The following is a 22,220-nucleotide window of genomic DNA, read 5'->3' as shown; positions in this document are numbered from 1 at the left end:
TATAATTTTATTAGTTTGGTGTATACATAGTTTGCTTTCCATTATTAATAATGAAAGCTGATTTTGCTTTTATTTTCGTCTTTTGTGTTTCTATCTCTTCATTTGAGAAATTCACAATAATTTCAATGTTTTTTCCATACGAAGCTGATTGTACTAACTTATCTTCTGACAAATATGCAAAGTTCGTCATTTCTTCTTTTACTGCCTTTTCATGAACTTCATTCCAAACTTTCAGGTGCTGCGTAATTTCTTGTTTATGCTTATTCCACTCTACTTCATCTAAATGGTACAACGGAGGAACGTTATACAATAATTCGTATAGCATACGGTTTCCGACCTCATCTTTTACTTTCAAGCTTCCCCATTCCCAGTGATGCGTTGTAATTATAGAATCATTGTATACTAATTTATATAACGGTACTGAATATACAGAATTTAAATACACTTGTTTATACTCTTCTTTTAACGGTACTTGTTTTGCATATTTTTCTGGAACATTTTGATTCGGTGACCAATATCCGCCTACATAATACGGACTTGTTTTGTTTTTCCTCATATCTTCATCGTCCCATTTAATTACAGGCGTTTCAATACCATGAGCAAATGCAATCGTACTACTAGCAAAATCATTTCCGCCTTCAGAACCAACGACCATACCCTTTTCTTGCGCAATGTAGTCCATTCGTTTTAAACGTGCTTTTAAATCTTGCTCTTGTGTCGTTATATGTTTCGCTGAATAGTCATCGTAAATTTCACCTGTCGCATCACAATCAATAAACCATGAATTATATTTAGGACCATTTTGTAATATATCATTCATGCGTTCTTTTACACTAGGCAGAGATAAAGTTGGATTTAATTTTCGCCCTCTACCTAAAAACCCTTGCACCTTTTCTCCATTTTTCTTCGTTACAGTAGCCTCTTCGTATAATGATGGGTCATTAAAGGATGCTGTGTTCCAATTTTTATCACTTTTTTTGTGAATGGAATGATACGAGTCATACGGACCAACTAAATACCCCATTTCCTTAGCTTCTGTCACGAAATTAGGTTGCATAAATCCTTGTTCCCAGTTTGGCAGACCAATCCACGCTTTTTCTATTCCTGCCTCTTTCATTTCCTTTAGTATGTCCGTTCCATCTGCATTACCCCATTTACTTACCTCTTCAACCGCATCACCAAGTAGCGACTTTAATAAATGCTTATTTAAGCTATACAATTCTGTATTCGTTAAGTGACCTACACCTTTCTTTAATAGCACACTAGCTTCCTGATTAACGTTTTGAAAAATATCATCTTTATAAAATTCTTTCATTGATAACACTTCGTTTATATAACGTAAAATAACATTTTTTTGATACTTATCAATGAAATCTTGTTTACTTACTTGATCTAATACATTCAATTCCCCAGACTCCGAACTATTCTTTTGGATAAGTTCTTTTATATGGCTAAATACAGGACTATTTATTTGCTCTCTTATCTTCGGCCAATTTACATTACTGTCAGACAAACCATTTTGATTCCAAAAATAAAAATGAGCCGCACCGTAAAGCTTTTCTATCTCTTTATTTTTTCTAGCCTTTTCTTTTAATGTTTTAAATTCACCTTTTCCAGCAATATTATCCTTATACAGTTTAGCAATACTGACTGCATCATTATTTGTCACATATAATTGAAATCCATATGTTTTACTTTTATTTATACGCGGGAATTCATGTGTAAAATCAAATCCTATTTTCGGATCCGAATGAAATTTTAATTCATTATTAAACATATTGTTCGCAATATATACAATCGAATAGTTAGAACCATTTAACGCGAAAAACTTCATAGAAAATGATTCAGCAAATGAATATGCATCATCCTTTAAAAACTTCTTCCAATTTTCATCATTACTCGGAATTTGCTTCCCTTCCCATAACGGAAGTGTATAATTTTCAGCTTGTACTTTCGGCCAAGTAAAGCTTTCTGCACCAGTCGATTCTACTTCAATATTTAAGTGATCTTTTTTCTTCTCTAGACTCACTTTTACTTTTTGATCTGGATATTCCCAAGATGTACGATCCTTATCTTTTTTTACATTCGACACCTTCATTTTCGGCAAGGGCTGTGACGCCTGTTCCTTTACACCATCATGTTCTACAGTTAACGTGAAAGTCTCTGGATTGACATCATAAGTAAATTCTTTATACGTTGCTTTCTTTATTTTAGACTCTTGAACAGTATTGCTATCTTTTACATCACACCCGACTAAAGTCGAAAATGACATCGTTGTAAGAAGACATATCGCTATCATTTTTTTCATCTTCTGCACCTCCACCACCGAATATACAGGGGCTTTGTTACAGGAATGTGGCAAAAAAATAGAACCAGCATAATGCTAGCTCTATTTTGGGGATTAAAAATAAATATATATGGACAACTATAATCTGCTTAATATATATAGTACAATAACCGTGTTTTTTCATCCTCACTAATTATAAAAGCAAATCATTCAAAGCTTTAACATGCATTTCTTAACTAAAAAAATAAGTGTATATAATATACGCTAAAACTAGCACTAAAATTACTAGCGCTGTACCTTTCCAATTCATACCACCCGCCATATCAACTGGACTACCCGTTTCAGCTCTGTTGAGCCCATCATGTAAAGAACCGGTAGAATTGTTTTTCAATTCACTTTGCCTTATACGTTCTCTTTTTTCTTCCGGTAACTCTTTCTTCATATGATCCATTCACCTCCAAGTTAATATACTCTTTACTAAATTATACATTCATATTTTTCTTTTATATGCAAACATATTTACAACATAAAGAAAGCTAGCGATACTAGCTTTCTTTATAATCCAATATGTTCTTCTTTATTTACAGTAATCCCTCTATGATCAATTTCTAGCTCACACACTTTCATAGACGTAAATACTCTCGCTAATTGCTCAGCAATTTCTTGACGTTTCTCATATGGCGTTAATATAAAAATAGATGGTCCTGCACCGCTAAGCGCTGTACCGTATGCACCGAATTCTTTTGCACATTTACGAATAGATGGTAATAACGGTACAAGCTCTAAACGATACGGCTCGTGAAAATGATCCCTTTCCATCATTTCGCCTACAACTTTCCATTTCTTTTGACATAAAGCAGCTACTAATACATTACTTATTGCACTAGCCTTAACAGCTTCATGAAACGGGAATACATCTGGTAATACAGATCGACTTTCATCTGTATTTAGCTCTTCATTTGGAATAAGAGAAATAACACCTAATTCCTTACTTTCAATTCTTACAACCGAAACATTCTTCCCATCAAGTGCTCCGATTACAGTTCCTCCTAATATAGAAGCAGCAACATTATCGGGATGTCCTTCAAAATTTGTAGCAATTTGAACTTTTTGATCAGTCGTTAAGTTCAATTTTCCTAGTTGATTCGCAAGCTCTATCCCAGCCACAATTGCTGATGCGCTACTTCCTAGACCTCTTGTTAGTGGGATGTTACTAGTAACTTCTATTATATGGGGTGATAAAGAAGGACATACTTTACATGCCGTGCTAACAATTAAATTTTTATCGTCTATCGGAATTGAATCTTCAAAGGAATGGATCACTTGCCATTTATCAGCTTTTTCTTTAACTACTACATGTAAATATAATGACAAAGCTATTCCTACTGAATCGAATCCAGGTCCAACATTCGCTGTACTAGCAGGAACACGAATACTTAATGGTATCACGACATAATCACCCCTTTAATATGCTCTTTAATTTGTTCTATATTATTTGAAACACTTGCAATATCTAATGTATTAGAAGAGATTGCGATATCAGGATCTTTCAAGCCGTTTCCAGTTAAAACTGCAACAACTGTTTCTCCTTTTTTGATTTTTCCAGATTGAACATGTTTCATTACGCCAGCTAATGAAGCATTTGATCCTGGCTCAGCGAAAACCCCTTCCGATTTTGCTAATAATCTATACGCATGTAAAATTTCTTCATCTGATACCATATCTATTTCACCGTGAGATTGCTCAGCAGCCTCTACTGCATATGACCAACTTGCTGGGTTACCGATGCGAATCGCTGTTGCAATTGTTTCTGGCTCGTCAATTACATGCCCTTTTACAATAGCAGCTGCTCCTTCCGCTTCAAATCCATGAATTCTTGGCTTCTTATAGCCTTTTTCTTTTTCATATTCACAGAAACCTTTCCAGTATGCTGTAATATTTCCAGCATTTCCAACAGGAATTGCTAACACATCTGGTGCACTTTGTAATTGATCACAAATTTCAAATGCTGCTGTTTTTTGCCCTTCAATTCGATAAGGATTTACCGAGTTAACTAATGTGATTGGCTCTTCCGCAGCAATATTTCTTACAGCCTTAAGTGCATCATCAAAATTCCCTTCTATTGAAATAATTTCAGCTCCGTAAGCGACTGCTTGCGCTAATTTTCCATGTGCAATTTTCCCTTCTGGGATTACGATAATACATTTCATTCCAAGGCGTGCCGCATATGCTGCGGCCGATGCTGATGTATTACCAGTTGATGCACAAATAATGGCCTCTGACCCTTCTTCTTTCGCCTTTGCAACTGCCATTACCATACCTCGATCTTTAAAAGAACCTGTCGGATTCGCTCCTTCATACTTACCGTATAACTGAATTCCTAATTGTTTTGATATATTTAATAACGGGATAAGTGGTGTATTCCCTTCCATTAAGCTCACATCAGGTGTATTTTCATTGACCGGTAAATAAGAAGCATACTGTTTTAATAATCCTTTATACATATTGTTTTTCCTCCTCAATAATGTAGTAACTGTTTATTTCACTTGCGACATCTTCTATCGCTCCTAAAACTTGTTCGAATTGATACTTTGAAGTTTGATGTGTCACAACAACGACTTCTGCAAGTTCACGATTTAAAGGTAACTGAATAACTTCTTTTAAACTTACAGAATAATTAACGAAACATTCTGTTATTTTTTGCAACATCCCAGGTTCATCTCGTAATGAAATACGTAAGAAATATTTCGAAACAACTTCTTCATCTCCCTGTAATTCATATGGTTCTGGCTCTTTTAACGCACTTTTATTTTTCGGAACTTGATTCATATTTTTAACGATTGAAATAATATCACTTACTACTGCAGAACCAGTCGGTAATTTCCCAGCTCCTGGTCCGTAAAACATTACTTCTCCTACTGCTTGACCGTGAACATATACCGCATTAAATTCATTATTTACATTCGACAATGGATGATGACTTGGTAAAAGTGTCGGTTCTACACTTAAATGAATGGCTGATCCTTGTTTCTCCGCTTTCCCAATTAACTTCATTGTAAACCCTAACTTTTCAGCCATTTGTAAATCTTCTTTTTCGACCTTTCGAATCCCTCTTACTTGCACATCATCTAAAGAAACATTCATCGAAAAACCTAAGTTTGCAAGAATCGCTACCTTTCTCGCCGCATCTAGCCCATCTACATCCGCTGTCGGATCTGATTCTGCAAAACCTAATTTTTGTGCTTCCTGTAAAGCTTCTTCATACGACCATCCATTTTGACTCATCTTTGTTAACATGTAATTTGTTGTACCATTTACAATTCCCATTATTTTTTCAATCTGATCTGATGCTAATCCGTCTGTTAACCCTCTTAACACCGGAATACCGCCCGCTACACTTGCCTCATAACACAAATCACAATCATTATCATTTGCCAGTTGGAGAAGTTCTGCACCGTATACAGCCATTAAATCTTTATTTGCTGTCACGACATGTTTCTTATTTCGTAAAGCCTTAACAATATGCTGCTTCGCTTCTTCAATTCCGCCCATTACCTCTACTACAATATCAATATTTGAATCATTTAGAACTTCATCGACATGACTTGTTACTACGATTCCATCAATACAAACATCACGTTCTTTTTCTAAATCACGTACAACAACTGTCTTCACTTTCACTTCATACCCTGTATCAAGTGCAATTTTTTTACAATGTTCTTTCAAAATATGGACAACACCACTTCCGACCGTACCTAATCCTAACACCCCTACATTAACAACATTATTCATCTTCTAATCTCCTCCTACAATTTTATTTTTTATCTTTATCAATCACCTTGCTCTGCTTTTCAATCATGCAGGTGGTGGTTATTTCCGTACGTACAAATCGTTTCATGTTACAGCACCTCCTTTCAAAGTAATAAAAAAACACACTCATCCCTAGGAAAGGGACGAATGTGTTTTCGTGGTTCCACCCTTGTTCCAACCTAGACGTATTTCTCTCTAGATTGCTCAAGTTCAGATAACGGCTGATTCCGTCAATAATTACTAGATTACTCGTTCACTATTGAAGTTCAAAGGTGGTAAAATCATTTCTCGTGTTAGGAAGCTCACACCCTTGACTTCCCTCTCTGTAAACCGTAAAAATGATTTCATGTCCTTATCGTTACTTTTCGTTCATGTTTATTTGTTAACTCATTATACTCGCATAAAAAACAAAATCAATACTATTTTTTAATTATTTTCAATTTTCAATCTCTAAAACTATAAAAAAACACACTCATCCCTAGGAAAGGGACGAATGTGTTTTCGTGGTTCCACCCTTGTTCCAACCTAGACGTATTTCTCTCTAGATCGCTCAAGTTCAGATAACGGCTGATTCCGTCAATAATTACTAGATTACTCGTTCACTATTGAAGTTCAAAGGTGGTAAAATCATTTCTCGTGTTAGGAAGCTCACACCCTTGACTTCCCTCTCTGTAAACCGTAAAAATGATTCCGTGTCCTTATCGTTACTTTTTCGTTCATGTCTATTTGTTAATTTATTATAGTTATCAACTTTTTAAAAAGCAAGCCTATTTTTACTAACTATTTTCAAAATCAATTTTTATTATATTTCACAATAACATTATGCAACGCCCGATCGATTTACCTATTTTGTTATTTCTCCACTTTGTAAATCAACGCTTCATATATAAATATTCCATTCTAAACCACGTACATATCTACCTCACAAAACTATATTAATAAAATTTTATTAATACAATCTTTTCGTATAACTTTCTTCTAAAGAACGTGCAACATCTTCTTCAGAAGCATTTACTTTCGCATGTTCCAGTAACATTTTTGCTGCTGAAGGTAACTCTTTTTTATTCAACCATGATTCTGGATCCCACATCTTAGATCGGATAAAAGCTTTTGCACAATGAATATAACACTCTTCTATTTCAACGACAATTCCAAGTAACGGATTGCGCCCATTTGCCTGCATTTCTTGCAAAATGGCTTCGTCGTTTGTAATATACGCTCGGCCGTTTATTCGGAGAGTCTCTCCAAGTCCTGGGATAAAAAAGATTAATCCTACACGTGGATTGGAAATAATATTCAAAATGGAGTCTATACGACGATTGCCTGGGCTTTCTGGAATGATAATTTTATTATGATTTAATACGTAAACAAATCCAGGTGCATCTCCTCTCGGTGAAGCATCACACTCTCCTAATTTATTTGCTGTAGATAATACTAGAAAAGGAGATTTGGATAGAAAATCTATACAATGGTGGTCTAGTGATGAAATAACTTTCTTTAACGCTCTCTCACTTGGTTGTCCCAATATTTTCCGTAATTCTTCCTCTGTTGAAATAATCGATTTTATTTCCGCCCTCTCTATACCCACTTATACCCTCTCCTTTTTTCTTTATTTTCCCAAAATTAATTACAAATATTGTATAATAAAATTTGCAGAAAGGGGAATTTAAATGACAGAGTGGTTAACAATATTTGATACTGAAAAAAATATACTTGGGAAGAAATTACGTGATGAAGTGCATCGTGACGGTGATTGGCACGAAACATTTCATTGTTGGTTTGTAGAAAAAGATGATGAAGATATGTTTTTATATTTCCAATTACGCTCTAAAAATAAAAAAGAAGCTCCGAACATTTGGGATATTACTTCCGCTGGACATATTATGCATGATGAAGATGTACAAAGTGGTGGTCTTCGTGAAATTGAAGAAGAATTAGGGCTTTCTTTTCAAACGACTGATTTAGCATATAAGGGCATCTTTACAATAGATTATGAAATTTCAAATCTTACAGATCGCGAGTTTTGTCATATGTATTTCCACAATGTCATCAATCCACTTCCATTCGCACCAGGTGAAGAAGTAGATGATGTGATGAAAGTACATGCAACTTCTTTTCTACAACTATTAAAAAGAGAGATTTCATCTTTTACAGCTATTTCTGTTTTAAACAATAAGCCGATAACGATAACATTTGAAGATATTTATCCATATGATATTGCATACTATGAATTTGTTATAGAGCAAGGAAAAGAATTACTAAAAAATAATGATTTGTAAATAGAATAGGACTCCCTACTAATATCGGTCGGGAGTCCTATTTTTCATTATTGCTCAAGTGTCTTCAACTTTTTCTCTACTCGTATGAATAAGCGAATAATTAGTACTAGCATAAAGATTATTATCGCTAACGTTGTATGGGGATATTTAAACAGTATACTAATAAAACTTCCTATCAACATCATAATGAATCCATTTTGTTTCATCACTTCTGCGCTATACCTGTTCCCCGCATCCCATAGTCCCTTATTTTTCATAGATCGTTTCGTACGGTAACCATATGCAGCGTTAATATCCGTTGGTGGATTTTTCCGAAGAATAAGTGCAGCAAGTATAAATATAACACCAATCAATATGCTCATTCCTATGTTTACTAATGCATAGCTCAATTATATCCCCCCTAACTTACACTCTTATTATACGATACGACCCTATTTTTTCCAATTCATAACACATTCACTTTCTTTCTTTCGATGTCTGAAACATGCTTGGAAGTGTTACAAAACGTGCTCCTTTCGTTTTTAACTGCGGAATCATTTTGTCTAGCGCCTCTACAGATCCTTGCAAATGTCCACCTGGAGTTGAATGTTGAAGTATGATACTACCAGGAAATGAGTTCCCTAACACATTATTTGTAATCGTATCAGCACTTACACCTTTCCAATCAACTGTATCCACACTCCACTGTACAATCATAAAATTTTTCTCAGTTGCCCAATGCAATTGATTTTCAAGTATTTCACCATACGGCGGGCGTATAAATTTAGGAGCATAGCCGGCTATACGTTTTAATATTTCTTCCGTTTTTATAATTTGATTATGGTACTCATCCTCATTTACTTTCGCTAAATTAGGATGGCTATACGTATGATTACCAATTACATGCCCTTCATTCGCAATACGCTTTACTACATTTGGAAACTTTTCTGCATTTTCACCAAGCAGGAAAAAAGTCGCTTTTACATTATGTTGTTTTAACTTATCTAATATTTTTGGCGTGAATTCTAAATCCGGTCCATCATCAAATGTAAGAGCAACTTCCGCTTTATTGTACGGTCCTGAAAATGCGTACGCATATTTTTCAACCCAAGAAAATGGCGTCCACGATCCACGCTCATCTGCTTTCATTTGTACTTCACAATTTTGAGGGGTATATGCGTACGGCAATGAGTTTATATAGTCTCCATAATAAAATGAGTTATATGGCATATAAGCATACGAAACCTTTCGTTCTAGTCCCCATTGATATGGAGTAAACATTTGTGGCGAATAAAAATAATACATGATAAAAACCTCCCTAAATTTTCATATGTGATTCCTCTGCACTTTGTTAGAGAAATTGTTATTCATAAACAAAAATAAGACTGTCCGTCATTTGGACAGTCTTACTGCTTACTATTATTAATAAATCGATGTACTATCTTTCGGTAAAGCTTTCACATGTTTTAAATAACTTGTCACTCTGTCATCATCACCTTGCGGGTACGGATATCCATAAGCGTTAGCAATTTCATTCGCTACTTCCCTAAATGAATCGCCCATAACAAAGAATGACTCCCATATGTTTTCATATTCTGCATTAGAAAAAGTTCTTTTAAATTGCTCCCACATATCTTTTTCCATATACTGTTCAAAATGCTTTCCAAACTTCCCTGCATTACCTGTAAAGTCTGTTTTCATACCAATATGCCATTCTAGCATTACGATGAACATATCTCGCACTGGACCATCAAGCATTCCTTTCGCATAAGAAAGCTCTTCTCTCCATAATCCTTTTGCCACATTCGTACTACACCACCAAAATTCATTACAGCAATCCAAAAACTCTTTTTCTGTAGGCTTTTTTATTAAGTAGTCTTTATCGCTTGCTGGTGGAAATTCTTCCATACAATTATCTTTATCGAGAAGTAATTTACTTAAACTATCTTGCCCAACGAAATGATTTATTAATTCAACTGGAATTAGTGTTAAATCAATCCGATTTCCATCCATGAACTGCATTAAATACGGAAACTTCCCATCTTCATCTGGTGGAACTACTGACATTTCTTCCGGCATTTGTACAATCATTATTTCTCCAAACCTATGAATCCAATTATGATTAGACGTAAAAGAGCGTATATCTTTTACAACATATATAATATCGTAGTCTTGAAAACAATCTCTTTTCACATTTGGATTTACACGCGATCCATTCATGATGACAGCTCGAATTCTTTCATCCTCTTTTGCTGTATTTATAATTAAGTCCAGCATTTCTTTTTCAGTTCTCATCTATTCCTAACCTCCAATTTTTAATATAAACTTATATTTTGAAGTACGTTGGAGGTCCACGAGCTAACTGCGTTGTATACGATACATGTTATAACTTTTCAAACATCTTTTTCATTCTATTTATCTCCTTTCGTTATTCTTTTACGACTGCCATTATAAATCCATCGTACCCTTTACTTCCGACTGTTTGAAGCGCCGTAGCACTTACACGTGGTTCAGTAGCTATTGCTCATAGAAGCGACGTATCCCTTGTACGCGAGGGTCATTACTCGTATTGTCAATAACTTCTCCTTCACGTACTACGTTATCCCCAATAATTACAGTACCAGGGCGTGATAGTTTCAGTGCCCATTCAAAATAAGCAGGGTTATTTTTTTATCAGCGTCTATAAAGATAAAATCAAATGGTTCATACTTCTCATTTTCTATTTGTTGTAAAGAATCTAAAGCTAATCCTGTTCGCACTTCAACTCTATCATTCAAATTAGCGCGTTCAATATTGCTACGCGCAATGTCAGCATGCTTTTCTACTATCCACTTTTGATTATACCGAAAATTCTGTCTCATATACAAAAAATAAAGAAGGGACATCTACTTCATTACAAAATAGATATCCCTTCTTTTGTTTATACATGTATCCCTTACGGATTAGTAGACCAAAGTCCTGCTGATTTAATAAATGTACGTTTATTTAATTTCAGCTGCGCTACGATAAACTCTGCAATATCTTCTGCTTGCATTACTTTCTCAGGATTTCCGTCAGTTAATCCTAAATCTACAGCCATATCTGTTGCTACTGTACTTGGAGTTAAAGCAGTTACGCGAATGTTATGTTTACGAACTTCCATCGCTAACGATTCTGTTAAGCCAAGAACACCAAATTTAGAAGCACTATATGCACTTGTTACAGGTGCACCTTTTTGTCCCGCTGTAGATGAAATGTTAATGATATCACCAGATTGTTGTTCAATCATGCTTGGTAAAGCTGCACGAGTTGCATAGTATACACCCATTAAGTTTACTTGAATGATTTTTTCCCAATCAGCAACGTCTAGTTCTAAAAACTTACCGAACTTAGAAATACCAGCGTTATTAATTAAAATATCGATAGATCCTAAACCGTTTTTTAACGTCTCAATCGCAGTAGTCACTTCTTCATATGAGGAAACATCAGCAGTCGCAATAACAGCTTTTACGCCTTCTGCTTCTACTTCTTTCGCTACAGCTTTTAAGTTTTCTTCTGAACGAGCTAAAAGACCGACATTTACGCCCTCTTTCGCTAAAGCGATCGCTACAGCACGACCAATCCCTCTACCTGCACCTGTAATTAAAGCATTTTTGCCTTGTAATAATTCTGCCAAGTATAACACTCCTTAATCATCTCAGTTATGTATTATATTAAAATTGTATCTATGTTTATGTAAAAAGGCAATGATGCACTTTCATGTGCGTAGGTTACTTGTAGGTAACTACAGAAATTTTTTATTTATAATTCTCATGTTTTTTCCATAATTCATGTAAAATAGAAATAAATCCCACACAGAAGGGTGTATGTGTATGAAAAGAAAGAAGTGGTTCTTGTCACTAACTGCAGTCGGACTATGCATCATATTTTTGGCTATGTACTTTATATTTGGTAATCCACTACATTATAAAGTAATAGAAAAAGATACTAACGAATATCTCCATACTATAAAAGGATATAAGCAAAAAGAAATACAAAGCATAACCGGAAAATATACTCCTCTTTATAATATCGGCTATTATGCGGAAGTCGTATATAAAGACGAACCTTATTTTACATACTCTTATACATACGATAATAATAAAATAATACAAGACAACGGCATTGTAGGAAGACATACTGAGTCATTTGAAAATCTTAATTTAAACTGGTCATTGTTTGACGAGTTAGTAGACGGTATTCATACAAACTTGCAAGAAAGAGGTTTAAGTAAAAAGAAAGATTATTCTATACGCCATGTTCAATTCGTTGATATTGATGATGATAAAAACGGTGCAGAAGCATACGTTGACTTTAAAAAAGATAAAGAATCTGATTACTCATACCGTATGAATAGTGAAGGAAAAGCTTATCAGTATAGCTGCAGCAATGGTAAATGTATGTATAAAGAAAAATAGTGTTAGAAGATATGCCCCTAACACTATTTCTCTTTATACTTAGGAATACACACAATAAATTCCGTACCCTTCCCTTCCTCACTCTCGACTTTTATTTCCCCCTTATGAAGATCGAGTACTTTTTTCACAATCGCTAAACCTAAGCCACTTCCTCCATAAGCACGATTTCGTGAAGAGTCTGCTTTATAAAAACGCTCAAAAATATGTTGCTTCTGTTCTTCGGATATACCAATTCCCGTATCACGTATACGCACTTCCACTAATGTCTCATATTCTTTTAGCTTGATTGAAATCGTACCGCTACTTGGAGTAAATTTAATACTATTATGAATTAAATTAATCCAAACTTGACTCATACTTTCTTGGTCAGCAGTTATATGCACTTTTTCTAAATCAAGGTCTAATTCAATTTCTTTCTCAGCCCAAAGCGGTTCACTATTTAATACAATTTGTTTTAACTGTTGATCTAATCGATAAGTTACTCTTTCTGGTGTATATTCTTCCGACTCTAAAAGAGTTAGTTTCAGTAAATTTTGACTTAGTTTAGATAATCTCGTCGTTTCTGTTTCAATAATGGTAAGATAATGCTCTCTTTTTTCCTCAGGAAGATTAGTATCTTGTAGTGCTCTAGCAAATCCTTTTATAGAAGTTAATGGTGACTGTATTTCATGAGAAACATTCGAAACAAATTCCTGGCGCATATTCTCCATCGCATTTAGTTCATCTGTCATATCATTTATACTTTTTACGAGCACACCAATTTCTCCATCATATTTCTCTTCATTTCGTATTTTTACGGAGAAGTCCCCTTTTGCAATTTTTTGTATCGGTTCAATAATAGTCCAAATCATCGCCTCTCGCTTCGGTCTCATTAATACCCCAATCAACACCCAAATAAGAACAATAAATACAAAGCCGACCATATCACTAATTAAAAAAGTAACAAAAGGTGATACTTGTATTTCAAGAGCATTTATTACACTTGATGATACATAAAAGGCTATAGACCAAATTATTGTGAGAAAAGAAAAGAGAGCTAGTACCGCTCCAATTATTTTCAATATCTTCACCTTATTCATTCGCTCTCTTCTTCTCATTTACTTACCTCTAAGCGATATCCTAAGCCTCTTATCGTTTTAATACTAAATTTCGACTTCTCTTCTTGGAACTTCTCACGTAACCGATTTATATGAACGTCTAGTGTACGCTCATTCCCTTCAAAATCATATCCCCATACATCTTCAATTAATTGCTCTCTCGAACAAGTCCTTCCCGCTTTAGAACCTAAAGTAAAGAGCAATTCGAATTCTTTTAGCGGTAACGTAACCGTTTGTTCTCCAGTTGTAACTTCAAATGTTTTACGGTTTAACAGTACATTTCCAACTTGAATTGATTGCGACACTGTAATTTGATAACGTTTCAATAACGCCTTTACCCTCACTACTAGTTCTATCGGATCAAATGGTTTTACAAGATAATCATCCGTACCAAGATGAAACCCTTTTACTTTTTGAGATGTTTCTCCTTTAGCAGTTAGCATCAAAATCGGAATATCATAGTATTTTCTTAATTCAAAACATACATCAAATCCATCCATATTCGGCATCATGATATCAAGAATAACCATATCAACTTTCACTTCATCTATTTTTTGAAGTGCATCTAGACCATCAATTGCTTCATATGTTTGAAATCCTTCCCTCTCTAAAAATACAGAAACAAGTTCTCTAATATGTGGATCGTCATCTACTATTAAAATTTTTGGTAGCAAAGAAAACCTCTCCTTTCTACGTAGCATCTTTTATATAACTTTTAAAAATGAATCACCAGCGGAGTATAAGCCCCACTGATGATTCATTTTATAATACGCCCTCTTTAATTTTCAATTGTTGCGTTGCAAATTCACGATACATGTCATGTGTGCGTAACAATTCATCATGTGTACCGCTTCCTGTAAGATTTCCTTTTTCTATAAAGATAATTTTATCTGCATCTACTACAGTAGAAAGTCTATGTGCAATAACTAACGTTGTTCTGCCTTTCATTAAGTTATTTAATGCCTTTTGAACGACAGACTCTGATTTACTATCTAAACTAGAAGTTGCTTCATCTAACATAAGAATTTGTGGATTTCTAAGTAACGCCCGGGCAATGGCAATTCGCTGTCTTTGTCCTCCAGAAAGTTTCACACCACGTTCTCCCACTTCTGTTGCATATCCATTTGGCAAGTCATGAATAAATGCATCCACATATGCCATCGCTGCTACTTTTTCAATTTCTTCATCTGTCACTTCTCCCTCAACGCCGTAACAAATGTTATCCCGAATCGTTCCATCAATTAACGGACTATCTTGTGAAACGTAACCAATTTGACGTCGCCATGATTGTAATGAATAGTTCGTAATTGCATCTTTCCCTAATTTAATAGCACCGCTAGTTGGCTCATAAAAACGTTCTAATAGTGAAAATAATGTCGTTTTCCCGCTACCACTTGGCCCTACGATCGCTGTTACTTTTCCTGATTCAATTGTGAAATCAATATTCTTTAACACTTGCTCTTCTTCGTTATACTCGAAATGTACATTTTCAAGAACAATTGGTTGCTTAGCATTTGTGACTTTCACACCAGTTTCATGATCTTCTACTTCATACTCTAAAATTGTATTAATTCTTTCCGTTGCACCAATTGCCTTTTGGAATTGTGTAAAGAACATAGATAATTGACTCATCGGCATTATAATTTGAACTAAATATAAAATAAACGCTACTAGTTCCCCAGTTGTTAATGCACCGCTAGAAACTCGCATCCCGCCATATCCTACGATAATAACAAGCAATGCCATTAAAACAAACGACATAACTGGTGAAATTAACGCTTGCACTTTTCCCTCTTTCAAACCAAATTGCAATAACTTCTCTATACCTTTATTTCCAGTTTCATATTCTCTTTTTTCTGTGTTCGAAGATTTCACTAAACGAATTTCTGATAATACTTGCGTTAGCACACTTGTAAAAGAAGCAGTTTCATCTTGAAGTGCTTTTGAAATCTTATACATTTTTCGTCCTAGTGGAACTAAGATCAGTACTGATAATGGAATAACCGTTAAAAGTAAAAGTGTCATTTTCCAATCTAAAACAAATAATACGATTAATGATCCGACAATTGAAATACCGCCTGTTAATAAATTTGACAAATGCTCAGAAATTAATGTCTTCACAACACCTGTATCATTTGTCATTCGGCTAATTGTATCGCCTGTTCTATTTTGATCATAATAAGATACTGGCAATATAAGTACCTTTTTCCACAAACGTTCTCTCAGTCCGGCTACAATCTTCTGTCCTATATAATTTAGTAAATATATAGATAATCCTGCAGCTATAGTTTGCATAATAAAGAATGCAACTAGCCCAACAATTTGTCCTGTACTAATTGACGAAAGTGAAAAATTATCTACTAATCCTTTTGTTAACATCGGAATAAATAAACTCGCTCCCGTAGAAAGCAAACTCATGAATAACGCAAAAACAAGAATCCCTTTCGGAGGATTTGTATCTTGAATAAGGCGTAAAAACTGCCTCCAACTCCCTTTTTTCTTTATTTCATTTCTAACTTCCATTTCTGTCATCTCCTCGTGTTAAACAAAACTGTTCTTTCTAAAAATAGAATACAATACAAATGTAAACTGAATGTAAACACACTTTTTCTATTTTTACAAAATATACATAAAAACTCATCTTTACAACAGATATAAATATCTGATATTATTACCTGGTACTCAATATTGTTCTATGTGAATGATAGATAACTAATTTACAATACTATATAAATCTCCAGTTATTGAAAGGAGTATCCTTTTTGCAAACAAATATACATTCTAAAAAGGAAACAATTATTTTTATTCATGGTTTAGTCGGCAATCGTCGTGCTTTCAAAAAAGAGCATAAACGATTTTCCGCCTCTTACAACATTATCACTTATGACTTATTAGGTCACGGCGATGATAAAGGAGAAGCTATCGAATTTTCATTACAGCGTCTCGTTGATCAATTATTGAATTTATACGAAAAAGAAGGCATTCAAAAAGCTCATATTTGCGCTTTAAGCTACGGCTGTTATATCTCTACCATTTTTGCACAAATGCATCCAGAAAAAGTTTTGAGCATTTGTCATATTGGTGGACATTATAATAACCCTTCCCTTTTATATAACGTATTTCAAAAGTTTTGGGAGAAGCGAGGAGACGATTACTCTAAATGGCTCTCTCAATACGCAAATACCATTTTTCCAAGTGGCATACTAAAGGCAAATCCGTTCGCAGTCATTTCAAGAAATATTTATTATCGGTTCGGATTGCAATTACATTCATCAATTATTGCTCAATCATTACGTCACCGGTTAGAATTCGATTTAAAATCTAAATTAAAATCACTTCCCCACCCTATTCTATGGGTAATGGGCGAACATGATCATCTCTATAAATCTTGTCTTTTTGATTTAAAGTCCATTCTTCCTAACGTTTTATATAAAGAAATACCGTTAGCAGGACATGCAGCAAACTTATTCCGCCCCAACTACTTTCATGATCTATACGCTCGATTTTTAAACGGGAAGTTACAGTAAAAACTATTACATCCCAATTTATTAAACTATAAAAAGGCTTCCCAAGTTTCCCTGGAAAGCCTTTTCTCTATACGAAAAGTATATAATCTACTTTTTCTTAGTATGCTTTTGTGTAACCTAATAGGTGCTTGCTCCAGTAAGAGTTACTCACAGAACTAATACGTACACCAGTTGCATCAGTTTCTGCACTAATGAACTGACCGTTTCCTAAGTAAACACCCATGTGAGAAGGACCTGATTTATAAGTGTTTTGGAAGTATACTAAATCACCTGGTTGTGGATTGCTAGTTTTTGTTTTAGAGCTCCAGTATCCAGCAACTGTTTGACGAGCGCCTTTATGACCAGTTTGATTTAATACGTAGTGAATGAATCCACTGCAATCAAAACCAGCAGGTGTTGTACCAGCTGTTCTGTATGGTGAACCATTTAATGATCTAGCGAATCCAGCGATTGAAGATGTATCTCCACCAGTTGTTGGTTTTTGTACGTCTTTACCTGGTTGTTGAACGTTATTTGTAACGTTATTGTTATTTGTAACGTTGTTTACTCCGCCTTTTACAAACTTAACGAAGTCTGCACTTACGTAACCTGTGCGGCCGTTATGGTTAATTTTGTACCAACCATTTTCAGCGCCAGTAACGTTTAATACTGTACCGTTTGTTACACCACCGATTACAGCGTTGTATGTAGCTGGGCCTGTACGTACTTTTAAAGCACCAGTGTTAACAACATAAGAACCACCAGTTTGAACTGTAGTAGTATTGTTGTTTGTAGTTGGTTGTTGTGTTTGGTTAGATACAGCAGAACCACCTTTTGTTACGAAGTCTTTGCTTACGTATCCAGTTCCACCATTGAAGTTGATTTTAAACCAATCTTGTACTTCACCAACAACTTGTACTGTTTTACCTTTATTTACAGAGCCTAATACTGTATGAGATGTACTTGGGCCTGTACGTACGTTAAGTGAAGAAACGTTTACTGTGTAAGTACCAGTTCCTTGTTGAACAGTAGCTCCTGTTTTACCACCAGTCGTTACGAAGTCACCACTTACATAACCAGTTTGACCGTTTACAGTTACTTTGAACCAACCGTTTTCTTGTCCAATTACTTGTAGTACTTGACCTTGTTTTACTTTAGAAATAACGCTATGTCCTGTACCAGCACCTGAACGAACATTTAATACATCAGCAGTTACTGTGTATTTTAAGTCAGATTTTGTTTCTACAGTTTTTGTTTCAGTTACAGTCGTTTGTGTTTGAGTTTGTCCATTAATTTCTTTTAGCGCTTCGTTTGAAACTTGTGCATGAGCAGAATCCATACCTGGAACTGCAACACCTGCTACTGAAGCTGCTGCTAAACCTGCGATTACTTTTTTCATAAGTTGTCTTTACTTCCTTTCCCTACTATCCTCTTAAAAAAAACTTATAAACTTAATACTTTACAATATTATCAAAGTAAAATATTCATTAAGTTCCATTTTTTAACAAGAGTTTTATTTTTCACACAGAGTTCATTTTAAACGAGCGAAGTGAAATCCGTGTGAACTTCATGTGAACTTTACCATTAAACTTACTCTTTTTGCAATGCTTTTTTTATATTCCTTATGTATTTTATTGAAAATTCGACATACCATTCATTATCTCAGTATATATTTTCTATCCAATTAAAAAAATCTATTCATCTAACACAATGCAAAGAATGTATTTCCTATTATAGTTCCTCCTATGAAGTATACTCTTATCATGACAAAAAACACTTTTTTTATCAATAGTATAATATTTTTAGAAAACTATTTTTGATACTATCTATCGCTTTTAAAAGATTTGACGATTTGTAAGATTTAACTTCAAAAATTCTGTTCTAATTTGACGAAAATACACATTCCGCTACCCATTTTTAACTGTCTATGGAATTTATAGGGTATTTATATTATCATATATATAGTAGCGTTTTAATCTATACACATTTTATTTACCCTACACGGAAAGCAATTGAATTTTAAGATGAGCGTTTTATTGCTTGCAAATAGTGGAATCAAAAGGGAGGTATATTTATGAAAAACATAATAGATGATCCTATAAATAAAAATATAGAACTGTACTATGCTTTTTTTCAATTCGTTTCAATTATTACCTTACAAAAAATATCAACTATTGAAACACGTAAAAACGAATTAAAAAATCAGATGAAAAATTCCTATCAAAAAAATCCTTACTACTTATAAAAAGGTGAACAGGTTGTATCCCTGTTCACCTTTTTATAAGTAGCAAAACCCCGATTGGTTCAAATAATAATTAGTGTGGGATAAACAATTCCCCCACTTGTTCCTACATTATTTATAAATTTTCACACGGTTTTCTAAAGGCTGGTATTCTTTTTCACCTGCAGGTACAACCGGTTTACCAAACGGCATTTGCGCAATAAGCTTCCAATTTTTTGGAACTCCCCATTCTTTTCTCACTTCTTCATCAATTAATGGATTGTAATGTTGCAATGTAGCACCAAACCCTTCAATTTCCAAAGCTGTCCAAATTGCAAATTGTAACATTCCAGAGGATTGCTGAGACCAAATTGGAAAGTTCTCTTTGTATAATGCAAATTTTTCTTGCAGTTGTTCCACCACTTCACTATCTTCGAAGTATAGAACTGTTCCATAACCACTTTTAAATGCATTCATTTTTTCTTCCGTAGAAGCGAAGTTATTTTCAGGTACAATTTTTCGTAACGTTTCTTTCGTAATATCCCGTAACTTATCGTGTTGTTCCCCAAGCAAGACGACAACGCGAGCACTCTGAGAGTTAAAAGCTGAAGGTGTATGTTTTACAGCATGATAAATCACTTCTTGAATTTTTTCATCAGAAACTACTTGTTCTTTACTAATTGCGTAAATAGATCTTCTGTCTTCAATTGCTGAGTAAAAATCTTTTGCCATCATAATTCCCTCCAATTTTCATTTGAGGCTTTTTCCTATGTACACATCATATGCCCCTCAAAACTTATCATTAATAAGTTTCTAACTTTATAATATAAACAAACAATAATAAACTCAAATAATAACACTCACATTTTTTACCTTTTTACTTTATTAGTGCTAAAAAATAAAAGGCAATTTGTTGTTACCGATAGTACGTAACAACAAATTGCCTTTCTTATATGTGATCCAACTCAGTATTTCACTTAATTAACTAAGCCAAATGCATAAGACATTAGCTTATTCGTCTCTGTAAAACGCTTTGTTTTACCTTTTGTTCCCATAACAACTGTAATAATACGAGTATCACCTTGTTTTGCTGTACCCGTAAAACAATACCCTGCGCTATCTGTAAATCCTGTTTTTAATCCGTCTATTCCTTCTATATATAAAGCTTTATTATTTTTGTTTAACATATCATTTGTACTTATAACATTAATATTATTAAATGCTAACTGACTTTGACGTAAGTGAGTCACTTCTAATATTTCTGGGTAATCTTTTATAAGATGATACGCCAAGTTTGCTACATCACCAGCCGTCATTTTTGTTTCACTTCCATCGGGCTCTTGTAATCCAGAAGCATTTGCAAATTTAGCATGTTCCGACATTTTTAACTGTTTCGCTTTTGCATTCATAAGCTGAACGAAATCTTTCTCCGATTTTGCCATATGTTCTGCTAAAGCCACAGCTGAATTATTAGCTGACTCAATCATTAATGCATGATATAAATCTTTAACAGTTAATGTGTCATTAACTTGTACTGGGATTCTCGCTCCCTCTGTTTGTGCCGCTTTCGCACTCATTTTCACCGGATCTTCCCAGCGAACTTTCCCATTATGTACATTTTCTAATAGAAGATATGCTGTCATCATCTTAGACATACTTGCTGGCGCAAAAGCCTCATTTTCATTATGTTGATAAATAATATCTCCATTACTCGCATCAATAATCATAGCTGCTTTTGCATCAATTTCCGGTGGTATGTACTTTGGTGGGACTACTTTTTCAACTAATTCTGTTTTAGGTAGTTCTGCCACTTGTAAAGGTTGTCCCTCTATACTTGTTGCACTCTTTTGAGTTCCTTGGAATAAGAACCAACATATCCCTAAAACAATGACTAATAGGACTGTCAGCCTTCCCCATTTTAACCGCTTCATTTCAAAACTCCTTTAACAAACCTTTTATACACTCACATTTAACCATAACAACTTTCCCTTTATATCGTCAAGGTAAAAAGCATATTTATTCATCTACAGCAATTATTATTTCAATGCATGTATGTTACAATAACAATACCGAAATATAAGAATATTCAATGACAAATCCTTATGAATAAAACTATTAATAGAAGGGATTCATACAAATGCCACTTCCAAAATCATTAAAATACGGAGACACAATTGGGATTTACTCACCTTCTTCTCCAGTAACCTACACTTCTCCTAAAAGATTTGAACGAGCGAAATCTTACTTACAACAGAAAGGATTTCATATATTAGAAGGTTCACTAACAGGTCGATATGATTATTATCGTTCGGGTAGTATACAAGAGCGTGCTGAGGAACTAAATGCTTTAATAAGAAATCCTAATGTTTCTTGTATCATGTCAACAATTGGTGGCATGAATTCAAATTCCTTATTACCTTATATTGATTATGATGCTTTTCTAAATAACCCTAAAATAATGATTGGGTATTCAGATGCAACAAATAAAACGATACATATTATAGAATCTTGGAAAAAATGAATACATGGCTTTTATTGTTTTACAATAAAAGCCATGTTACTATATAATTTGGAATGTGAAAGATTAAACTAAATACGTTCCAAT

Annotated in this window: 21 protein-coding genes, 1 pseudogene and 2 other annotated features; of the genes and pseudogenes, 5 read left to right on the top strand and 17 right to left on the bottom strand. The window is 34.3% G+C overall.

Annotation, left to right across the window (positions count from 1 at the left end; genetic code table 11):
* Positions 1–10: 10 nt before the first annotated feature.
* The 6 genes from ACTFSI_RS09880 to ACTFSI_RS09855 all read right to left on the bottom strand — a co-directional run bounded on the left by ACTFSI_RS09880 (position 11) and on the right by ACTFSI_RS09855 (position 7,685).
* A complete protein-coding gene (locus ACTFSI_RS09880) occupies positions 11–2,308 on the bottom strand; it encodes a glycoside hydrolase (RefSeq protein ID WP_440045368.1) in 2,298 nt (765 codons plus the stop codon).
* A gap of 211 nt (positions 2,309–2,519) precedes the next feature.
* A complete protein-coding gene (locus ACTFSI_RS09875; RefSeq protein ID WP_000711909.1) occupies positions 2,520–2,729 on the bottom strand; it encodes a DUF6366 family protein in 210 nt (69 codons plus the stop codon).
* A 113-nt stretch (positions 2,730–2,842) separates the two neighbouring features.
* Positions 2,843–3,736 (bottom strand): homoserine kinase, encoded by an 894-nt coding sequence (gene thrB / locus ACTFSI_RS09870; protein ID WP_000612667.1) that lies wholly within the window; start codon positions 3,734–3,736, stop codon positions 2,843–2,845.
* On the bottom strand, positions 3,733–4,791 hold the full coding sequence (gene thrC, locus ACTFSI_RS09865) for a threonine synthase (protein ID WP_000276440.1): 1,059 nt from the start codon (positions 4,789–4,791) through the stop codon (positions 3,733–3,735). The genes thrB and thrC overlap by 4 nt, the downstream gene beginning before the upstream one ends.
* Positions 4,784–6,079, bottom strand: coding sequence for a homoserine dehydrogenase (locus tag ACTFSI_RS09860; RefSeq protein WP_001067137.1), 1,296 nt, complete (start codon positions 6,077–6,079; stop codon positions 4,784–4,786). The genes thrC and ACTFSI_RS09860 overlap by 8 nt, the downstream gene beginning before the upstream one ends.
* Before the next feature lie 154 nt (positions 6,080–6,233).
* Positions 6,234–6,465, bottom strand: a binding site (T-box leader).
* A gap of 114 nt (positions 6,466–6,579) precedes the next feature.
* Positions 6,580–6,811 (bottom strand) — a binding site (T-box leader).
* A gap of 235 nt (positions 6,812–7,046) precedes the next feature.
* Positions 7,047–7,685 (bottom strand): pyridoxamine 5'-phosphate oxidase family protein, encoded by a 639-nt coding sequence (locus ACTFSI_RS09855; RefSeq protein WP_138322135.1) that lies wholly within the window; start codon positions 7,683–7,685, stop codon positions 7,047–7,049.
* A gap of 82 nt (positions 7,686–7,767) precedes the next feature.
* Here ACTFSI_RS09855 and ACTFSI_RS09850 point away from each other — a divergent pair, with 82 nt between their 5' ends.
* Positions 7,768–8,376: an NUDIX hydrolase gene (locus ACTFSI_RS09850; protein ID WP_138322136.1), complete on the top strand. Its 609-nt coding sequence runs from the start codon at positions 7,768–7,770 to the stop codon at positions 8,374–8,376.
* Between the two features lie 47 nt (positions 8,377–8,423).
* Here ACTFSI_RS09850 and ACTFSI_RS09845 read toward each other — a convergent pair whose 3' ends face one another.
* The 5 genes and pseudogenes from ACTFSI_RS09845 to ACTFSI_RS09825 all read right to left on the bottom strand — a co-directional run bounded on the left by ACTFSI_RS09845 (position 8,424) and on the right by ACTFSI_RS09825 (position 12,010).
* Positions 8,424–8,738, bottom strand: a complete 315-nt coding sequence (locus ACTFSI_RS09845) for an SdpI family protein (RefSeq protein WP_041184205.1) — start codon at positions 8,736–8,738, stop codon at positions 8,424–8,426.
* A gap of 94 nt (positions 8,739–8,832) precedes the next feature.
* Positions 8,833–9,660: a peptidoglycan-N-acetylglucosamine deacetylase gene (locus tag ACTFSI_RS09840; protein WP_138322137.1), complete on the bottom strand. Its 828-nt coding sequence runs from the start codon at positions 9,658–9,660 to the stop codon at positions 8,833–8,835.
* Between the two features lie 117 nt (positions 9,661–9,777).
* Complete coding sequence (locus ACTFSI_RS09835) at positions 9,778–10,650, bottom strand: aminoglycoside 6-adenylyltransferase (protein ID WP_138322138.1); 873 nt, start codon at positions 10,648–10,650, stop codon at positions 9,778–9,780.
* Between the two features lie 133 nt (positions 10,651–10,783).
* Positions 10,784–11,177: pseudogene (locus tag ACTFSI_RS09830) on the bottom strand (O-methyltransferase); the annotation flags it as partial.
* A gap of 113 nt (positions 11,178–11,290) precedes the next feature.
* Complete coding sequence (locus ACTFSI_RS09825; RefSeq protein WP_138322139.1) at positions 11,291–12,010, bottom strand: 3-ketoacyl-ACP reductase; 720 nt, start codon at positions 12,008–12,010, stop codon at positions 11,291–11,293.
* Positions 12,011–12,206: 196 nt separating this feature from the next.
* Here ACTFSI_RS09825 and ACTFSI_RS09820 point away from each other — a divergent pair, with 196 nt between their 5' ends.
* Positions 12,207–12,791 carry a DUF3139 domain-containing protein gene (locus ACTFSI_RS09820; protein WP_044790393.1) on the top strand — a complete coding sequence of 195 codons (585 nt, stop codon included), beginning with the start codon at positions 12,207–12,209 and terminating at the stop codon, positions 12,789–12,791.
* Between the two features lie 23 nt (positions 12,792–12,814).
* Here ACTFSI_RS09820 and hitS read toward each other — a convergent pair whose 3' ends face one another.
* From hitS to ACTFSI_RS09805, 3 genes are all read right to left on the bottom strand, one after another.
* Positions 12,815–13,888 (bottom strand): envelope stress sensor histidine kinase HitS, encoded by a 1,074-nt coding sequence (gene hitS / locus ACTFSI_RS09815; protein ID WP_044790394.1) that lies wholly within the window; start codon positions 13,886–13,888, stop codon positions 12,815–12,817.
* The gene (gene hitR, locus ACTFSI_RS09810) at positions 13,885–14,562 is read right to left on the bottom strand and encodes an envelope stress response regulator transcription factor HitR (RefSeq protein ID WP_044790396.1); all 678 of its coding nucleotides are present in this window, start codon (positions 14,560–14,562) and stop codon (positions 13,885–13,887) included. The genes hitS and hitR overlap by 4 nt, the downstream gene beginning before the upstream one ends.
* 88 nt (positions 14,563–14,650) lie before the next feature.
* Positions 14,651–16,411, bottom strand: coding sequence for an ABC transporter ATP-binding protein (locus ACTFSI_RS09805; protein WP_044790397.1), 1,761 nt, complete (start codon positions 16,409–16,411; stop codon positions 14,651–14,653).
* Positions 16,412–16,650: 239 nt separating this feature from the next.
* Here ACTFSI_RS09805 and ACTFSI_RS09800 point away from each other — a divergent pair, with 239 nt between their 5' ends.
* On the top strand, positions 16,651–17,415 hold the full coding sequence (locus ACTFSI_RS09800) for an alpha/beta fold hydrolase (RefSeq protein WP_001194311.1): 765 nt from the start codon (positions 16,651–16,653) through the stop codon (positions 17,413–17,415).
* 97 nt (positions 17,416–17,512) lie between these two features.
* Here ACTFSI_RS09800 and entFM read toward each other — a convergent pair whose 3' ends face one another.
* Positions 17,513–18,793 carry an enterotoxin EntFM gene (entFM, locus tag ACTFSI_RS09795; protein ID WP_000755517.1) on the bottom strand — a complete coding sequence of 427 codons (1,281 nt, stop codon included), beginning with the start codon at positions 18,791–18,793 and terminating at the stop codon, positions 17,513–17,515.
* Positions 18,794–19,468: 675 nt separating this feature from the next.
* Here entFM and ACTFSI_RS09790 point away from each other — a divergent pair.
* Entirely contained in the window at positions 19,469–19,639 is a 171-nt protein-coding gene (locus tag ACTFSI_RS09790; protein WP_011040231.1) for a hypothetical protein, read from the top strand.
* Positions 19,640–19,747: 108 nt separating this feature from the next.
* Here ACTFSI_RS09790 and ACTFSI_RS09785 read toward each other — a convergent pair whose 3' ends face one another.
* Both ACTFSI_RS09785 and ACTFSI_RS09780 read right to left on the bottom strand, forming a co-directional pair.
* On the bottom strand, positions 19,748–20,350 hold the full coding sequence (locus ACTFSI_RS09785; protein ID WP_440045367.1) for a nitroreductase family protein: 603 nt from the start codon (positions 20,348–20,350) through the stop codon (positions 19,748–19,750).
* A 242-nt stretch (positions 20,351–20,592) separates the two neighbouring features.
* Positions 20,593–21,546: a D-alanyl-D-alanine carboxypeptidase family protein gene (locus ACTFSI_RS09780; protein WP_000825884.1), complete on the bottom strand. Its 954-nt coding sequence runs from the start codon at positions 21,544–21,546 to the stop codon at positions 20,593–20,595.
* 206 nt (positions 21,547–21,752) lie between these two features.
* On the opposite strand from ACTFSI_RS09780, the gene ACTFSI_RS09775 reads away from it, so the two are divergent.
* Complete coding sequence (locus tag ACTFSI_RS09775; protein WP_275893899.1) at positions 21,753–22,136, top strand: LD-carboxypeptidase; 384 nt, start codon at positions 21,753–21,755, stop codon at positions 22,134–22,136.
* Positions 22,137–22,220: the final 84 nt, after the last annotated feature.

Origin of the sequence: Bacillus cereus group sp. MYBK101-2 (assembly GCF_051918845.1) — a bacterium.
GTDB classification, from domain to species: domain Bacteria; phylum Bacillota; class Bacilli; order Bacillales; family Bacillaceae_G; genus Bacillus_A; species Bacillus_A paranthracis.
This window is presented reverse-complemented; position numbering and strand designations above follow the sequence as displayed.